General features: G+C 58.2%; 18 protein-coding genes. 12 read left to right on the top strand and 6 right to left on the bottom strand.

Annotation, left to right across the window (positions count from 1 at the left end; genetic code table 11):
• Positions 1 to 153 precede the first annotated feature (153 nt).
• From MKI83_RS15220 to bamJ, 4 genes are all read left to right on the top strand, one after another.
• Positions 154 to 507, top strand: a complete 354-nt coding sequence (locus MKI83_RS15220) for a PA4575 family protein (protein WP_241588068.1) — start codon at positions 154 to 156, stop codon at positions 505 to 507.
• Between the two features lie 169 nt (positions 508 to 676).
• Positions 677 to 1,165 (top strand): TIGR00645 family protein, encoded by a 489-nt coding sequence (locus MKI83_RS15225; protein WP_241588069.1) that lies wholly within the window; start codon positions 677 to 679, stop codon positions 1,163 to 1,165.
• A 133-nt stretch (positions 1,166 to 1,298) separates the two neighbouring features.
• Positions 1,299 to 1,607, top strand: coding sequence for a DUF6482 family protein (locus tag MKI83_RS15230; RefSeq protein ID WP_241588070.1), 309 nt, complete (start codon positions 1,299 to 1,301; stop codon positions 1,605 to 1,607).
• 90 nt (positions 1,608 to 1,697) lie between these two features.
• Positions 1,698 to 2,315 (top strand): BamJ family beta-barrel-assembly machinery protein, encoded by a 618-nt coding sequence (gene bamJ / locus MKI83_RS15235; RefSeq protein ID WP_241588071.1) that lies wholly within the window; start codon positions 1,698 to 1,700, stop codon positions 2,313 to 2,315.
• 73 nt (positions 2,316 to 2,388) lie between these two features.
• On the opposite strand, the gene MKI83_RS15240 is transcribed toward bamJ, so the two are convergent.
• The 3 genes from MKI83_RS15240 to MKI83_RS15250 form a co-directional block, all read right to left on the bottom strand.
• The gene (locus MKI83_RS15240; protein WP_241588072.1) at positions 2,389 to 3,486 is read right to left on the bottom strand and encodes a DUF2855 family protein; all 1,098 of its coding nucleotides are present in this window, start codon (positions 3,484 to 3,486) and stop codon (positions 2,389 to 2,391) included.
• A gap of 62 nt (positions 3,487 to 3,548) precedes the next feature.
• Complete coding sequence (locus MKI83_RS15245) at positions 3,549 to 4,715, bottom strand: FAD-binding oxidoreductase (protein WP_241588073.1); 1,167 nt, start codon at positions 4,713 to 4,715, stop codon at positions 3,549 to 3,551.
• Complete coding sequence (locus tag MKI83_RS15250; protein ID WP_241588074.1) at positions 4,708 to 6,231, bottom strand: phytoene desaturase family protein; 1,524 nt, start codon at positions 6,229 to 6,231, stop codon at positions 4,708 to 4,710. The genes MKI83_RS15245 and MKI83_RS15250 overlap by 8 nt, the downstream gene beginning before the upstream one ends.
• A 214-nt stretch (positions 6,232 to 6,445) precedes the next feature.
• Between MKI83_RS15250 and MKI83_RS15255 the strand changes: the two genes are divergently transcribed.
• The gene (locus MKI83_RS15255; protein ID WP_241588075.1) at positions 6,446 to 7,081 is read left to right on the top strand and encodes a TetR/AcrR family transcriptional regulator; all 636 of its coding nucleotides are present in this window, start codon (positions 6,446 to 6,448) and stop codon (positions 7,079 to 7,081) included.
• A 30-nt stretch (positions 7,082 to 7,111) separates the two neighbouring features.
• On the opposite strand, the gene MKI83_RS15260 is transcribed toward MKI83_RS15255, so the two are convergent.
• Complete coding sequence (locus MKI83_RS15260; RefSeq protein ID WP_241588077.1) at positions 7,112 to 7,351, bottom strand: PA4570 family protein; 240 nt, start codon at positions 7,349 to 7,351, stop codon at positions 7,112 to 7,114.
• Positions 7,352 to 7,482: 131 nt separating this feature from the next.
• Complete coding sequence (locus MKI83_RS15265) at positions 7,483 to 8,451, bottom strand: polyprenyl synthetase family protein (RefSeq protein WP_241588078.1); 969 nt, start codon at positions 8,449 to 8,451, stop codon at positions 7,483 to 7,485.
• 319 nt (positions 8,452 to 8,770) lie between these two features.
• On the opposite strand from MKI83_RS15265, the gene rplU reads away from it, so the two are divergent.
• The 5 genes from rplU (at position 8,771) to MKI83_RS15290 (ending at position 12,389) form a co-directional block, all read left to right on the top strand.
• The gene (gene rplU, locus MKI83_RS15270; RefSeq protein ID WP_241588079.1) at positions 8,771 to 9,082 is read left to right on the top strand and encodes a 50S ribosomal protein L21; all 312 of its coding nucleotides are present in this window, start codon (positions 8,771 to 8,773) and stop codon (positions 9,080 to 9,082) included.
• A gap of 23 nt (positions 9,083 to 9,105) precedes the next feature.
• Complete coding sequence (gene rpmA, locus MKI83_RS15275; RefSeq protein WP_241588080.1) at positions 9,106 to 9,363, top strand: 50S ribosomal protein L27; 258 nt, start codon at positions 9,106 to 9,108, stop codon at positions 9,361 to 9,363.
• Between the two features lie 101 nt (positions 9,364 to 9,464).
• Positions 9,465 to 10,688 (top strand): Obg family GTPase CgtA, encoded by a 1,224-nt coding sequence (gene cgtA, locus MKI83_RS15280; RefSeq protein WP_241588081.1) that lies wholly within the window; start codon positions 9,465 to 9,467, stop codon positions 10,686 to 10,688.
• 68 nt (positions 10,689 to 10,756) lie between these two features.
• Entirely contained in the window at positions 10,757 to 11,875 is a 1,119-nt protein-coding gene (gene proB, locus MKI83_RS15285; RefSeq protein WP_241588082.1) for a glutamate 5-kinase, read from the top strand.
• Between the two features lie 37 nt (positions 11,876 to 11,912).
• Positions 11,913 to 12,389 carry a CreA family protein gene (locus MKI83_RS15290; RefSeq protein ID WP_241588083.1) on the top strand — a complete coding sequence of 159 codons (477 nt, stop codon included), beginning with the start codon at positions 11,913 to 11,915 and terminating at the stop codon, positions 12,387 to 12,389.
• 62 nt (positions 12,390 to 12,451) lie between these two features.
• Here MKI83_RS15290 and rpsT read toward each other — a convergent pair whose 3' ends face one another.
• Positions 12,452 to 12,724, bottom strand: coding sequence for a 30S ribosomal protein S20 (gene rpsT / locus MKI83_RS15295; RefSeq protein ID WP_241588084.1), 273 nt, complete (start codon positions 12,722 to 12,724; stop codon positions 12,452 to 12,454).
• Between the two features lie 154 nt (positions 12,725 to 12,878).
• Between rpsT and murJ the strand changes: the two genes are divergently transcribed.
• Together murJ and ribF are read left to right on the top strand one after the other, a co-directional pair.
• The gene (murJ, locus tag MKI83_RS15300; RefSeq protein ID WP_241588086.1) at positions 12,879 to 14,426 is read left to right on the top strand and encodes a murein biosynthesis integral membrane protein MurJ; all 1,548 of its coding nucleotides are present in this window, start codon (positions 12,879 to 12,881) and stop codon (positions 14,424 to 14,426) included.
• Positions 14,427 to 14,505: 79 nt separating this feature from the next.
• A complete protein-coding gene (ribF, locus tag MKI83_RS15305; protein ID WP_241588088.1) occupies positions 14,506 to 15,453 on the top strand; it encodes a bifunctional riboflavin kinase/FAD synthetase in 948 nt (315 codons plus the stop codon).
• The last annotated feature ends 9 nt before the right edge of the window (positions 15,454 to 15,462 follow it).

Here is a 15,462-nt window from a genome sequence, read left to right on the forward strand (position 1 = left end):
GCCAGACTCGCTTTGCTCGGCTTTCCCCAAGGACATCCACAGAGTTATCCACAGCTAACGGGGATAACCCGCAACACGCGCGAATCAACTCGCAGGAAGACAAACGCGTGACGACTGTGTTACCGCGTGTTGCCACATCAGCAGTGAGGAGCCATGCCGCACGTTTGGTGTTTACAGCATCCAGCACAACGCCCGCCGCTTCGGGTTGAGGTCGAGCTGGCGTCGTTAGACGCCGATCAGGGCTTGTGGGTGGGGTTACTGGCCGCCGGTCGCGCTGGGCAGTTACCCAGTGTCATTAAGGCGCAAGGCCCGTATCACGGGGCTGCGCTGGGTGTGGCGCAGTTGTCGCAGATCGTTCAAGCCTTGTTGAAGCAAGGCTACGCGCTGATCGACGAGCCGCTGACTTGGCGCTTGTCCTTAGCCGCTGAGCGCAAGCGGATTCAAGCCGAACGCCGCGAGCATGCGGGCAATTACCAATTCAGCCCCGACGATGTGCCGCCGTTGTGAGCATTTCTTGAACAATCGGCTATAAGCAGCGCCGCACTAAGGCCCGAGCCGGTTACCCTAAGCTCGCCCACAGAGTTATCCACAGAAGCTGGGGATTACCTGCAACTTGTTTGTCGACAGCGTGCCGGTATACTCGCGCCGCATCGTTCATCCCTGACTGAGGAGCGTTATGGAACGTCTTATTGAAACCGCTATGTATTCCGCCCGTTGGTTGCTGGCACCGATTTATCTCGGCTTGTCGCTGGCCCTGTTGGCTTTGGCGCTGAAGTTCTTCCAAGAAGCCGTGCATGTCATCCCCAACGTGTTCGCCATGTCTGAAGCCAACTTGGTGCTGTCCATTTTGTCGATGGTGGATATGGCGCTGGTTGGCGGTTTGCTGGTGATGGTGATGATCTCGGGCTACGAGAACTTCGTTTCGCAGATCAACTTAGCCGAAGGTAAAGAGCGCCTGTCGTGGCTAGGCAAGATGGACTCCAGCTCGCTGAAGAGCAAAGTGGCCGCCTCGATTGTGGCGATTTCGTCGATTCACTTGCTGCGGGTGTTCATGGATGCCCAGAACATCGAGCCGGTGTATTTGATGTGGTACGTGATCATCCACATGACCTTTGTCGCATCCGCCTTCTTTATGGGCTATCTGGATAAGCTAACCAAGCACTGATCCATGGGTGTTGGGTCTAGAAACCGCGGCGTAGGCTGCGGTTTTTTTATGCGCGTTGGTCGGGTTTTCTGCTTAAAACTTGTACATGTGTATTTTTGATGTATAGATAAAGTGACTAGCAGAGGAGAACGACATGAACGTACAAGAACTCTCGGTATTGGCCCACGGTGGGCAGATTGAAGCACTGGACCTCGTCTCGCTCGAGGGCGGCATTTATGTGCTGGAGGCGCAAATGGATGGCCGCAAGCTGCCGGTATTGCAGGGCGATGGCCATGCGCTGCGCTTGCGTTCGGTTGAGCATGCGCGGGAAGTGCTGCAAGGCATACCGGTTGAGGTGCCGTTGCATTTGGTTCACGCGGTGGTGCACGACGAAATGATCGGCCTGCCCGGCAAGGCGGCTGAGCCACTGCGCGTGCCGGTGCACAACCAGCCCTCGTGGTAACTGGATTTTCGCAGGCCAAGACCCAAGTTCGGCCGGCGAATATGGTAGGCTGCGCGGCTCTTTGTATTTGTAATGATTTAGGAGTCGCGCATGTCGCACCAAGTACCTGATACCGATGAAGCCCGCGTAAGCTACGGCATTGGCCGCCAGATGGGTGATCAACTGCGTGACAACCCTGTGCCAGGCATGGTGTTGGAGCAAGTGCTGGCTGGCTTGAGCCAAGCCTTTAATAACGAGCCGAGCGCTGTCGATGTGGCGGCCTTAGGTGCTAGCTTTAAAGTGATCCGCGAAAAAATGCAGGTTGAAGCCGCCGCCCGCGCTGAGCAAGCCCAGCAAGCCGGTGTGGATTACTTGGCAGAAAACGCCAAGCGCGACGGTATTACCGTGCTGGCCTCAGGCCTGCAATATGAAGTGCTGACGGAAGGCACAGGCCGCAAGCCTGCCGCCACCGATCAGGTGCGCACGCACTACCACGGCACCTTGATTGACGGCAGCGTGTTTGACTCGTCTTATCAGCGTGGCGAGCCGGCAGAGTTCCCGGTGAATGGCGTGATCCCCGGTTGGGTTGAGGCACTGCAATTGATGGGCGAAGGCGCCAAGTGGCGCTTGCACGTGCCGAGCGAGTTGGCCTACGGCGCACAAGGCGCTGGCAGCATTCCGCCGCACTCGGTGCTGGTGTTTGATGTTGAGCTGCTCAACGTGCTGTAACGCTACGTTTGCTGCATTAAAACGGTCGCCCATGGGCGGCCGTTTTTTATGCCGGCGGCTTTTGCGTGTGGTTTTAGAGTGCGAGCAGATGGCCGACCTCTGGACGCGTTTGGCCCTTGAGTAAGTCGTGGTACACGCTGGCGATTGCCGCCTCGCCGTGACCGTATTCGAGTCTCAGCCAAGTTTGCGCAAAGCCGCTAAAGGTCTGCCACTGTGCCGCCAATTGCTGCTGAAAGGCGGCTGCGCCGTGTTGCTTGGCCATGCGCAAGGCCTCGTTAGGGGCAAAAAACATCACCGGCTTTGGCCCGTGCAAGGGCGCCGCGCTGAGAGAAGCTTGCGTCCAGTGTGCGGCGCCTACACGGCAGCTATAACGCAAACCATCACCGAGCTGTTGGTGCAGCCGTTGCAACAGCGCTGCATTACCGGCCAGATCAATGATCGCGGAAGGGATTTGCGCGGACAGCGCGCTGAGATCGTCGTAACACAGTACGCGATCGTAACAGCCAAGCCCTTCGACAAAGGCGCGATTCCTCGCCGAGGTTAAGCCCACAACCTCATAGTTTTGCCCACGGTGCTCACGGTTGTTACGCAGCAGGTAAGCCGTGCCAATGGCCGTCTTGCTGGAGGCGCTGGTCACGCACAATTGGGTGGCGCCAAAGCACGCTTGGCTGGCGAAAAAGTCATCCAGCAAGAATGAGGTAGTAAATAACGGGCGTAACAGCATCTGTAGCGCTTCGCTGTCGGCTTGGTACAGCGGATCCGTACTGGTGCGCAGGTATTGGTTGTAGATCGCCGGTAAGTCTTGGCGGTGCACGCTGCCATCGGTAAAACCGTGTGCGGTGATGTGCTGTGCATTCACCAGCAGATGGGTGGCCATGGGGTAGTAGCCGTAAAACCGCTCGCCATTGCTAATGCCTGCAACGCTGGACTGCAGCACTTGTGCAAAGCCCCACACCGGGATCACCCCTTGGCTGTCACTGGCGGGGAAAAACTGCCAATACCCCAGCGCATCGCCCAGTGCGGCGTAGGTGATGTTGTTAGCGGTGAGGGCGAAGTGCTCGATGTGCAGCAAGACTTGTCCGTCGCGCAAGGTTGACGGTAACGCTTGGGTTTGCAATTGGTGTGCGCCAAGCGGCTGTCGAGTGACGGTAAAGGTCTGGGCATTGCTCATAGGGTAACTCCGTGCGGACGCTTAAGCGTGGGCTGAGCCGTGGCGCACTCAGCCCAAGCAGCTTAGAGCAAGACTTCAATGTCTTCGGTGGGGAAGGCCACGCAGGCGTAAATCCAACCAAAATCACGGTCAGATTTGCGTAAGTGGGCTTCTGGCGGATTGTGCACGGCGCCGGACAGCAGCTTGATCCGGCACAGGCTGCATTCACCGGAGCGGCAGGCGTTTTCGGCCGAGTAGCCGTTGCGTTCAAGGCTATTGAGCAGCGGCTCACCGACGCGTGCTTTGAAGCTGCCACGGCCTTTAACGGCAATGGTCACTTCGTCGTCCACGTTGACGCCGGCTGGCCAGTCGGCGTTGAGCTGCGGTGCTTTGGGGGCGCCGTTGGCCTCGATGCGGATGCGGCGACGCTTCACGCCCAAGGCCAATAGCTGCGCCAAGCAGGCTTCGTTAAAGGGCGTGGGGCCGCACAGGTAGAACATTTTACCGTCGAGGTTTGGCCCCAGCAGTGTTTGCAGTAACTCGCTGCTGATGCGTCCGCTGCGGCCGCTGTAGCCGGGCTCGGGACGCGAAATCAGCTCATCCAAGGTGAAGTTGGCGTGCTCGGCGGCTAAGGCGCGCAGTTGCTCGGCATAGATCACGTCATCGCTGTAGCTGTTGGCGTAAATCATGTGAAAGTGCAGCGGTTGATCGCGCTCGAGAATGTTCAGCAACATGCTGCGTGCCGGTGCGCTGCCGGAGCCGCCGGCGATAAACACTAAGTCTTGGCCGTGGAAGATCGGGTTGTAGTGAAAGCTGCCCATCGGCCCGGAGCTGAGTAAGCGCTCGCCGGGCGCGACGCGATCGAGCAGGTAATGCGAGACATAGCCGCCTTCGGCGCGCTTGACGGTCAGGTCGTAAAAGTCACGCTCCAGCGGTGATGAGGATATGGCGTAAGGCCGCGCGGTGGCGACACCATCGATATCAACAAACACGTTGATGTATTGCCCAGCCTGAAACGGCGGCAGGCGATGGCCATCGGCGGCCTTCACACGCAATGTTTTCGTGCTGGGCGTGTCGTCAATGATCGCGCTGACGACTAACGGCAAACGCTTGGGGTGCAGCTGCACAACGGCATTGCGCACCGCGCCTTTCACTTCTTGAAAGCCGCTGCCGCTGCGTTCGAGTGCTTGCTTGGCGGCGAGTGCTTCGCTGTAGCCCTTGATGGTCTTGAGTAATTCAAAGTCAGACATGTTGCACCTCGCCAGCCTTTTTTAGGTGTTTAAGCACGGCGCGTGCGGTGGATTCGCCGGCCATGTAGGTGGGTTGAAAACCGCCCATGCCCGTCCACGAGCCGGCCATGTACAAGCCCGGTACGCCCTTGAGGCGCTCGCGCAGTAAGGCGGAATCTTCGGTGCTTTGGCGGAAGCCGTAGATCGCGCCGCTGGGCGTGTTGAGGTAACGCATCATGGTCAGCGGAGTGGCGACTTCGACTTCTTCGATGTGCTCGCGCAGCTTGGGGTAGACCTTGGCCACCATGTCGATCAGGCGCTCGGCAAAGGCGTACTTGGTGGCGGCGTAGTCTTCGGCGGCGACGTCTTTCCATACGTCACCGTACTGCAGGCACACCAAAACGACTTGGCTTTTACCCGCAGGCGCACAGTCTGGGTCTTCAAAGTTGTAGCAGGTGAACATACCGCCCATGGGGGCTTCCAAGCTGTTCATGCTGCGGTAGATGGCCTCGTCATCCATGGTTTCGTAGATGAAGCTGGAGGCCGTGGTGACGCCCAATTCTTGCGGCGTACAGTCGAGCCCCATGTAGATCACCACGGCGGAGGTGCCCATGCGGCGCGACTTCATGTCTTGCTGGATGGCCAGCGGTGGCTGCTCGCTGTCGAGCATTTCATTGAAGGTGTGCAGCGGGCTGGCGTTAGAAACTACGGCTTTGCAGCGCACGGTCTCACCGCTTTCTAGTGTTACACCACACACTGCGCCGTTTTCCGTGAGGATTTTTTCAGCGCCACAGTTAAAGCGGACTTCGCCGCCGGCCTCAAGAAATGACTCAACCAAGGCGTTGGACATCGCCTGCGAGCCACCCTTGATATGCCAAGGTTTGAAGGCCGCGTAGGCGTAAATCATCACGGCTAGGTCGGGAAAAGGAATTTGGCTCGGTGGCACGCCAAGGTAGCACCAGTAGGCCGAGATGACGGTTTTCAGCGTGTGGTCGCTAAAAAAGCTGTCGATCACTGCTTTGGCGCTTTGGAAACCGTACTCAACGTAGTGAGGACACATGCTCTTGAGTGTCGCCTCGCTGCCGGAGCGGCGGGCTTGCGGCAGGGTCATAAAGCTTTCTAGACAAATGGTTTCGCAGAGTTTCAGAAAGCGGCCAATGGCGTCGCTTTCGGCGGGAAAAAGCTCAACCAGCGTGCGCTTTAAGCCACTCCAGCTTGCGGGTAGGGTAATGTCGACCTGCCCCGGCACGGCCAAGCGGTACAGCGAGTGCTCTTGAATGAACTCGACTTTATCCAGCACGCCTAGGGTGTCGAACACCTTGCGCATGATGAAGGGCTTCTCTGCAGTACCCAGCCCGCTGAGCTGATGCAGGGCGACTTCAAACTCAAACTCACCACGCACAAACGAGGTGGCGCAGCCGCCAGGAATATTGTGTTTTTCTAACAGCAGCGTTTTGCTACCGCCGCGCTGTAAGGCGGTGGCTGCGGTTAGGCCGGCGTTGCCGGCGCCGATCACCACGGCGTCGTACTGGTGCATGTCTTAACCTCAACTTAACAGTGCTAAGATTTGGGCAAAAAAGAGCGCCTCGGCGCACTTGCTGCGTGTGTATTGATCATGGCTGGACGACGAATCGAATGAGGCGACGTGGGCCAAATCGTTGGGCAAGAGTACGAGTGCTATCTTATCAGTGTTAAGATTCTTTCTGGTGATAGGATGTCGTACCACCTTGCACGTACAAGCATGAGAGTCGATGAGTCAGGCCAAACCCCGTAAGCGCGATACCTACCACGTCGGTAATTTAGCCCCGCAGCTGTTAGCAGCGGCGCGGCAACTGCTGGTTGAGGTGGGGCCGAGCAAGCTCTCGCTGCGCGCTGTTTCCGAGCGTGTGGGGGTTAGCTCTACCGCGGCTTATCACCATTACGCCAACCGCAGCGAGCTGCTGGGCGAGTTGGCAGCGCAAGGGTTTCGTGAGCTGGGCGCGGCATTAAGCCGGCGTGCGGCCTCCGCCAGTGCGGCACAGAAAATGCGCGATGGCGTGCTGGCTTACTTTGCCTTCGCACGCGCTAATCCGGCGTTGTATCAGCTGATGTTTGGCCCCGAGTTAACCCCGGAAGATCTCATTCCGGCGCTGTTGCATGCGCGCACTGAAGCCTTCGGTGAGCTGCACCGCATCATTGCCGAGGTATTGGCCAAGCCTGTTGATTCCACCGAGGTCCGCAGCGCGGCGTTGGCCAGTTGGTCTTATACCCATGGCTTGGCGGCGTTGGTGATTCATGGCGTGTTGCCGCTGCCGACGGGCGCCAGTGATGAGCGGTTTGTTGAGAAGGCGCTGCAAGGCTTGAGTCGTCTGCTCGACGCTGGATTGCGCGATGTGGCGGCAGGCTAATACGGGATGCCTGCCGAGTGCGGGTTGACGCTACAGCCAATGGCTTTGCCCTAAGGCACGGGCGTAGCAGAGTAAAAACAGCTGGCGCACGGTTTCTTTGAGCGCGTGTGGTGGGGTTTGCTCTAGCTCGTGCAGATCAAGATCGCCTTGATCGACCAATTCGCGAATCGCGGCGCTATCAAACTCTGCGCACACACGACCGCTGCCGCAATGCAAAATGCGCAAACGGGGTTCCGGTCGCTCAAGCCAAGCATCAATGAGATAAGTCATGGCACACCTCCTTGCTTTAATTGCAAATGATAATAATTACCATTTAAGCGCAAGGCAAATGCAGAATGACCAACGGTCGCTGCTGCGTGAGTGTCATGGTGGCAAGGGCGGCCGCGTTGGCCGCCGGCGATTTAGTGCGTGCGCGCTACCGAGAAACGGGCTAGCGCTTCAAGGGCTTCGCGGTAGGGCGAGGCGGGTAGGGTTTGCAGTAGTTCTACAGCTTGATTGGCGAATTGCTGGGCCAGCTTGGCGGTGTAATCAAGCGAGCCACTGGCCTCGACGGCTTGGCCGATCGCAGTGATGTCGCTGCTGCCGCCTTTTTGAATCGCTTCACGCACCAGTGCGGCCTGCTCGGCAGTGCCTTCGCGCATGGTAAAGATCAACGGTAGTGTCGGCTTGCCTTCGGCGAGATCATCGCCCACGTTTTTGCCCATTTCATCGGCATTGCCGCGGTAGTCGAGCAAGTCGTCAGCCAGCTGGAAGGCGATGCCGAGCGCGTCGCCGTATTGGCGTAAGGCTTCGCGTTGCTCATCGCTGGCGCCGCAGAGGATCGCGGCGGTATGCGTGGAGGCTTCAAACAGCATGGCGGTCTTGCAGCGAATCACTTCCATATAGGTTTCTTCGCTGGTGCTGGCGTCGCGCACTTTAGACAGCTGCAGGACTTCGCCCTCAGCGATCACGCGGGTCGCCTGCGAGAGCACCTGCATCACCGGCATCGAGCCGAGCTCGACCATCATTTCGAACGAGCGTGAATACAAGAAGTCACCGACCAGCACGCTGGGCGCGTTGCCCCATAAAGCGTTGGCGGTTGAGCGGCCGCGACGCATGCCGGACGCATCGACCACATCGTCGTGCAGCAAGGTGGCGGTATGCAGGAACTCGATGATGGCCGCGAGCAAACGGTGATTGCCAGGCGAGGTGCCCAGCGCGTTGGCAACTAAGAGCACCAAAAGGGGGCGCAGGCGCTTGCCGCCCGCCGAGACAATGTAGTCGCCAATTTTGCCGACCAGCGGTACGCGCGACTGCAAACGGGTGCGGATTTCGCTGTCGACGGCGCTGAAGTCGTCGGCAACCAGTTCAATAATGGCCTGTGGCTGCATGGGCGGCGGGCTTCCTCTAGAGATGCGCGGCATGCTAGGTGTGGGGGCGAGGGGTGTCAAGGCGGGCGCTTAAACTAAAGAGGCAAGACTGCATCCGTTGGGTAAAGGCGTGGTGCGGCGTGGCTGTTGCTTTATCGCGAGTTCAGGCTTGCTTGCGCTTGAGGGTTTGCGTAAAATCGCGGCCCCTGAATCTATTACCCAGGTTTTCCCTGCCAACGCAATCGTCTGGTAAGCGGGAGGTCTCGCAAACCAGACAGCCATGCCGGTCGATTATTCTTTCTATAAAGCGCCGGGTGAGCAGGATTAACGGAGAACATACATGTACGCAGTAATTGTTACCGGTGGCAAGCAATACAAAGTTGCCGAAGGTGAGTTCCTTAAGGTCGAGAAGCTGGAAGTCGCTACTGGCGAAGCCATTGCTTTCGATCGCGTGTTGCTGGTTGGCAACGGTGATGACGTTAAAATCGGTGCGCCGGTTGTTGAAGGCGCCAAAGTAACTGCTGAAGTGGTTACTCATGGTCGCGGCGAAAAAATTCGCATCATCAAGTTCCGTCGTCGTAAGCACCACATGAAGCGTCAGGGCCACCGTCAGTGGTTCACTGAAATCAAGATCACCGGCATTCAGGCCTAAACCTTTTTTGGAGGATTGCATCCATGGCACACAAAAAAGCTGGCGGTAGTACACGTAACGGCCGCGACTCAGAAGCTAAACGCTTAGGCGTGAAAATGTACGGCGGCCAAGTGGTCAAAGCCGGCAACATCATCGTGCGTCAGCGCGGTACTAAGTTCCACGCTGGCAGCAATGTTGGCATGGGCAAAGATCACACCCTGTTCGCTAAGGCTGACGGCGTGATCAAGTTCGTGGTTAAGGGCGCCTTTAACCGCAAGTATGTGACCGTGGTTAACGCCTAATCACTGCTTGAGTGAAAGAGCCCTGTCGATGACGGGGCTTTTTTGTTTCTAGTCATATTGTTCTACAGTGAGCCCATCCCCACAGGATGGGAGACATTCCCATGAGATTCGTAGACGAAGTCAGCATCCGCGTTCAGGCTGGCGATGGCGGCAATGGTTGCATGAGCTTCCGCCGTGAAAAGTTCATTGAAAAAGGCGGCCCGGATGGTGGCGACGGCGGTGACGGCGGCTCGGTTTATCTGGTAGCTGACGTTAACCTCAATACCCTGGTCGATTACCGCTACACGCGGCGCTTTCAAGCGCAGCGTGGGCAAAATGGCGGCAGTAAAGACTGCACCGGCGCTAAGGGTGAAGATGTCATCCTGACGGTGCCGATCGGTACGACAGTGATCGATGCGGGCACGCAAGAAATCATCGGTGACCTCAAAGAAGATGGTCAGCGTTTGCTGGTAGCCAAGGGCGGCTGGCATGGTTTGGGTAACACGCGGTTTAAGTCCAGTGTTAACCGCGCGCCGCGGCAAACCAGTAAGGGTACATTGGGCGAAGCCCGTGACCTGAAGATGGAACTCAAGGTGTTGGCCGATGTTGGCTTGCTCGGTATGCCGAATGCGGGCAAGAGCACCTTTATTCGCGCAGTCTCGGCGGCTAAGCCGAAAGTGGCGGACTACCCGTTCACCACTATCGTGCCGAACTTAGGTGTCGTGCGGGTTGGTTCGCATCGCAGCTTTGTGTTGGCGGATATCCCTGGCTTGATCGAAGGGGCTGCTGGTGGCGCAGGCTTGGGCACGCGCTTCCTGAAGCACTTGTCGCGCACACGTTTGTTGCTGCATTTGGTCGATATGGCGCCGCTGGATTTGTCTGATCCGGCGGATGCGGCCGAAATCATCCTCAATGAGCTGGAGAAGTTCAGCCCGGCGCTGATGGAGCGCGAGCGTTGGCTGGTGCTGAATAAGGCCGATCAGTTGCTCGAGGATGAGCAACAAGAGCGCGTACAGGCGGTGGTTGATCGCTTGAACTGGCAGGGCAAGGTGTATGTGGTGTCTGCGCTGGAGCGCGAAGGCACCGAGCAGCTTTGCCGCGAAATCATGAGCTACATTGAGCGTCGTGGTGAGTTGTTAGAAGAAGACGAAGCCTTCGCTGCTGAGCTTAAAGAGCTGGATGAGCGCATCGAGGCTGAGGCTCGTTCTCACATTCAGGAGCTGGATGATCGTCGCGCCTTGCGTAAGCAGGGCTTGCTGCCCAAGGGTGAAGAAGACGAAGATCTGGACGATGACTGGGGTGAAGACGACGAAGATGGTCCGGAGATCATCTACGTGCGTGACTAGTCGCGTGGCGTAACGTTGGATTGGATGGGCGGTCGCTGACCGCCCTTCGTTTGTGTGGATGGAAGGCAATGCGCGAGAAGGTTCAACAGGCAGAGCGTTGGGTGGTGAAGATCGGCAGTGCATTGCTGACCGATGACGGCAAGGGCTTGGACCGCAACTCCATGGCGGTGTGGGTCGAGCAGTTGGTGGCGTTGCATCAGGCGGGCGTGGAGCTGGTGCTGGTGTCTTCCGGTGCGGTCGCGGCGGGTATGCGTACGCTGGGCTGGAGTGAGCGGCCCAAGGCCATGCATGAGCTGCAGGCAGCTGCCGCAGTGGGGCAAATGGGCTTGGTGCAGGCGTGGGAATCGAGCTTTAAACAGCATGGTTTGCACACCGCGCAAGTGCTGCTGACGCACGACGACTTGTCCGATCGTAAGCGCTACCTCAATGCTCGGAGCGCGCTGCGCAGTCTGGTGGATTTTGGCGTTATTCCGGTGATTAACGAGAATGACACCGTGGTCACCGATGAAATCCGCTTTGGTGATAACGACACCTTGGCGGCGCTGGTGGCCAATTTGGTTGAGGCGGATTTGCTGGTCATTCTCACTGATCGTGACGGTATGTTTGAGGCCGATCCGCGTAGCAATCCCGATGCGCAGCTGATTTTTGAGGCGCGCGCCGATGACCCCTCTTTGGATGCGAAGGCTGGCGGCAGTGCGGGCGCCTTAGGTCGTGGCGGCATGGCGACTAAGTTGCGTGCGGCACGACTGGCGGCGCGCTCGGGCAGTCACACGGTCATCATTGGTGGGCGCATTGAACAGGTGATCACGCGCCTAAAGGCTGGCGAGCGTATTGGTACCTTGCTAACGCCTGAGCGCACCCCGTTGGTGGCGCGTAAGCAGTGGCTGGCTGGGCATTTACAAATGCGCGGCACCTTGGTGCTGGATGATGGCGCCGTGCGCGCCTTGCGTGACGGGCACAAGAGCTTGCTGCCTGTGGGTGTGCGCGAAGTGCGCGGCCAATTTCGCCGTGGTGAGATGGTAGCGTGTGTGGATGTGCAAGGCGCTGAAGTGGCGCGCGGGCTGGTCAATTACAGTGCGCTTGAGGCGGCGAAAATTGCCGGCCAGCCCAGTGAGGCGATTGAGCGCTTGTTGGGCTATGTCGATGACTTGGAGTTGCTGCACCGCGACAACTTGGTGCTGGTGTAACTCGGTGTTGTCACGCTGCGGTTATGAGGGCTATGCGATGAAGCAATACGGATTGGTTGTTGGCTTGTTAGGCGCGCTGGGTTTTTCTGTGGCTGCGCCGGCAGAGGAAATCGGCGAGGTGGCCACGGTGTTCAAGTGGCTGGGGCCGAATGACAAGGTGGTGGTTGAGGCCTTTGATGACCCCAAGGTCGAGGGTGTGACCTGTTATTTGTCGCGGGCTAAAACCGGTGGCATCAAAGGTGGGCTGGGCTTGGCGGAAGATCGCTCGGAAGCTTCGATTGCGTGTCGGCAGGTTGGGCCGATCCGTATTCTTGAGCCGCTTAAAGACGGTGAAGAGGTGTTTAAGCAGCGCACTTCGCTGGTGTTCAAGAGCATGCAGGTGGTGCGCTTTCATGATCAAAAGCGTGGGGTGCTGGTCTATTTGGTGTACAGCGATCGTCTGATCGAGGGGAGTCCGCAAAACAGTATTACTGCGATCCCACTGATGCCGTGGCCGCAGGCTTCCGCCGAATAAGTGTTACGGCAACAAAAAAACCAGCACTAGGCTGGTTTTTTTGTTGCATCCGGTAGAACCGATCAGGCGGCTTGTGACAGCGCTTTAACCTGAGCGTTCAGACGGCTCTTATGACGAGCAGCCTTGTTCTTGTGGATGATGCCCTTGTCGGCCATGCGGTCGATGACCGGAACAGCAGCAACGTATGCAGCCTGGGCTTTTTCGGCGTCTTTGGCAGCAACGGCCTTAACGACGTTTTTGATGTAAGTGCGAACCATAGAACGCAGGCTAGCATTGTGGCTGCGGCGCTTCTCAGCCTGCTTAGCGCGTTTCTTGGCGGAGGGGATATTAGCCACCGTCGAGCTCCTCGAAATACTGGGGGGGTTACCAAATAAGGCGGCAGATGATGCCGCCCATGCGTCGTGCTGTCAACCCTAAATAATGCGTCGTGCTGGAGTGACGGCCTTGCAGTTGGTTACACTCGGCGCCGTAAATTCTTAGGGGTAGGCTATGACGACGGCGCCGGCAAAAAGCGGCTTGTTGCGATCCAGTGCGGTGGTCAGTGTCATGACACTGTTGTCGCGCGTCTTGGGCATGGTCCGCGACATGGTGGTGGCTGCCTATTTTGGCTCCGGCTCGGCGGCGGATGCTTTCTTTGTTGCGTTCAAAATCCCCAACTTTTTGCGCCGACTATTTGCCGAAGGGGCGTTTGCGCAAGCCTTCGTGCCGGTGCTGGCGGAGTACCAATCGCAGCGCAGCTTTGACGAGGTCAAGCTGTTAGTGGCGCGCACCGCCGGTACGCTGGGGGTGGTGCTCAGTGGTGTCACCCTGCTGGGGGTGGCTGGCGCGCCGGTGTTGATCACAGTGTTTGCGCCAGGATTTCATAGCGAGCCGGCCAAGCTGGCGTTGGCTGGCGAGATGCTGGCTATCACCTTTCCTTATCTATTGCTGATTTCACTGACCGCGTTTTGCGGCAGCGTGCTCAACAGCTATGGGCGCTTTGCCGTGCCGTCGTTTACCCCGGTGCTGCTGAATATCTGCATGATTGCCGCCACCGTAGGTTTAACCCCGTACTTTGCTGAACCCGTGTTTGCCTTGGCGTGGGGGGTGTTCATTGCTGGGGTAGCGCAGTTGCTGTTTCAGCTGCCATTTATGGCGCGTATCGGCCTTTTGCCGCGCCCGCGCTGGGGCTTTAAAGACGAGGGCGTGCGTAAAATCATGACCTTGATGCTGCCGGCGTTGTTTGGCGTGTCGGTCAGTCAGATCAATTTGTTGCTCGATACTGTGCTGGCTTCGTTCTTACAAACGGGCAGTGTGTCGTGGCTGTATTACGCTGACCGTTTGTCGGAATTGCCCTTGGGAGCCTTCGGTATCGCCATCGGCACGGTGATTTTGCCGTCGCTGTCGCGGCAGCATGCCAGTAGCGATCCCAAGGCGTTCAGTAAAACCATCGACTGGGCGCTGCGCATGGTCTTGCTGGTTGGCGTGCCGGCAGCCTTGGCCTTGGCCTTGTTGGCGGAGCCCTTGATCGCGACCTTGTTTTTTTACGGCGCCATGACGCAAGTGGCGGTCGAACAATCGGCCTTAGCGCTGCAGGCGTATTCGCTCGGCGTTCTGACTTTCATGCTGATCAAGGTTCTGGCGCCCGGCTTCTTTGCGCGGCAAGACACCAAAACGCCAGTGCGCATCGCGATTATTTGCATGGTCGCCAACATGGTGATGAACCTGATTCTGATCTGGCCGTTGCAGCACGTGGGCTTGGCGCTGGCGACGTCGCTGTCGGCGATGCTCAACACCACGCTATTGCTGTGGGGGCTGCGTAAGGCCGGCGTGTACGAGTTTGCGCCGGGCTGGGGGCGCTTCTTGTTGCAGTTGCTGCTGGCTTGCGCGGCGATGTTGGCCGTGGTGGTGTGGCTAAATCCTGAACATGCCACCTGGTTTGCGTGGGGCTGGCAGATGCGAGCTGGCTGGATGAGTGTCTTGGTGGCTGCCGGCGGGGCCGCTTATGTCTTGGCTTTGCTGTTGGCGGGGTTGCGTCCGCGGCATTTGCGTCACTGAGCGGTTGGTCAGTGAGCTTGTGGCAAGGCTATAATCGCCCTCTTTTGATTTTGGTAAGGCGCTGCTAAAGCAAAGCACTATGGAGTTGGTTAGAGGTTTGCACAATCTGCGCCCAAGGCACCGTGGGCATGTGGTCAGCATCGGTAACTTCGATGGTGTCCACATGGGGCATCAGGCGATTCTGGCGCGTTTGCATGACGCTGCCGCGCGCGCCGATCTGCCCAGCTGCGTGGTGTTGTTTGAGCCGCAGCCGCGGGAGTTTTTTGCCGGCAAACAAGCGCCGGCGCGCTTGAGTCGCTTGCGTGACAAGCTGGCCCTGTTGGCTGAGGCGGGTGTCGATCGTGTGCTGTGTCTGGCCTTCAACGAGCGCTTGCGTGAACTGACCGCCGACGCCTTCGTGCAAAAAATTCTCTGCGACGGCTTGGGTGTTCAGCATCTGCAAGTGGGCGATGATTTTCGCTTTGGCTGCGACCGTGCCGGTGATTTTGCTTTTTTACAGCAGACTGGCACGCAGCTGGGGTTTAGCGTCGAAAACAATCAAACCGTGGCGCTGGGAGCTGAGCGAGTCAGCAGCACACGGATTCGCGCAGCGCTTGATAGTGGCGACTTCGCGACGGCAGAAAGCCTGCTGGGGCGTCCTTATGTGATTCAAGGGCGCGTGCTGCACGGACAAAAGCTCGGCCGCACAATTGGTGTGCCGACGGCGAATATCCAACTCAAGCGTTTGCGTGCGCCGCTGCATGGGGTGTACGTGGTGAGCGCCGAGCGCGGCGGGCAGCGTTGGGCTGGCGTGGCTAACATTGGCGAGCGCCCGACAGTGCAGGGCGACGGGCAGGCCCACCTTGAGGTGCATTTGCTGGATTTTGCCGGTGATTTATACGGCCAGCGCCTGAGCGTGCAGTTTCATGCCAAAGTACGTGACGAACAAAAATTTGCTGGACTAGACGCCCTCAAAGCCGCGATTGAGCAAGATATCGCCGCGGCACGCGCCTACTGGCAGCAACACCCATTATCGCGCCCTGTGTGACAGGGCAGT

This window comes from Atopomonas sediminilitoris (assembly GCF_022601735.1).
GTDB classification, from domain to species: Bacteria; Pseudomonadota; Gammaproteobacteria; order Pseudomonadales; family Pseudomonadaceae; genus Atopomonas; species Atopomonas sediminilitoris.

Coding starts and splice junctions, on each gene's coding strand:
- MKI83_RS15255 (WP_241588075.1), top strand. CDS start 6,446: ATGAGTCAGGCCAAACCCCGTAAGCGCGATACCTACCACGTCGGTAAT.
- rpmA (WP_241588080.1), top strand. CDS start 9,106: ATGGCACACAAAAAAGCTGGCGGTAGTACACGTAACGGCCGCGACTCA.
- MKI83_RS15260 (WP_241588077.1), bottom strand. CDS start 7,351: ATGACTTATCTCATTGATGCTTGGCTTGAGCGACCGGAACCCCGTTTG.
- rplU (WP_241588079.1), top strand. CDS start 8,771: ATGTACGCAGTAATTGTTACCGGTGGCAAGCAATACAAAGTTGCCGAA.
- MKI83_RS15265 (WP_241588078.1), bottom strand. CDS start 8,451: ATGCAGCCACAGGCCATTATTGAACTGGTTGCCGACGACTTCAGCGCC.
- MKI83_RS15220 (WP_241588068.1), top strand. CDS start 154: ATGCCGCACGTTTGGTGTTTACAGCATCCAGCACAACGCCCGCCGCTT.
- MKI83_RS15230 (WP_241588070.1), top strand. CDS start 1,299: ATGAACGTACAAGAACTCTCGGTATTGGCCCACGGTGGGCAGATTGAA.
- cgtA (WP_241588081.1), top strand. CDS start 9,465: ATGAGATTCGTAGACGAAGTCAGCATCCGCGTTCAGGCTGGCGATGGC.
- bamJ (WP_241588071.1), top strand. CDS start 1,698: ATGTCGCACCAAGTACCTGATACCGATGAAGCCCGCGTAAGCTACGGC.
- MKI83_RS15290 (WP_241588083.1), top strand. CDS start 11,913: ATGAAGCAATACGGATTGGTTGTTGGCTTGTTAGGCGCGCTGGGTTTT.
- MKI83_RS15245 (WP_241588073.1), bottom strand. CDS start 4,715: ATGTCTGACTTTGAATTACTCAAGACCATCAAGGGCTACAGCGAAGCA.
- proB (WP_241588082.1), top strand. CDS start 10,757: ATGCGCGAGAAGGTTCAACAGGCAGAGCGTTGGGTGGTGAAGATCGGC.
- MKI83_RS15240 (WP_241588072.1), bottom strand. CDS start 3,486: ATGAGCAATGCCCAGACCTTTACCGTCACTCGACAGCCGCTTGGCGCA.
- ribF (WP_241588088.1), top strand. CDS start 14,506: ATGGAGTTGGTTAGAGGTTTGCACAATCTGCGCCCAAGGCACCGTGGG.
- MKI83_RS15250 (WP_241588074.1), bottom strand. CDS start 6,231: ATGCACCAGTACGACGCCGTGGTGATCGGCGCCGGCAACGCCGGCCTA.
- murJ (WP_241588086.1), top strand. CDS start 12,879: ATGACGACGGCGCCGGCAAAAAGCGGCTTGTTGCGATCCAGTGCGGTG.
- MKI83_RS15225 (WP_241588069.1), top strand. CDS start 677: ATGGAACGTCTTATTGAAACCGCTATGTATTCCGCCCGTTGGTTGCTG.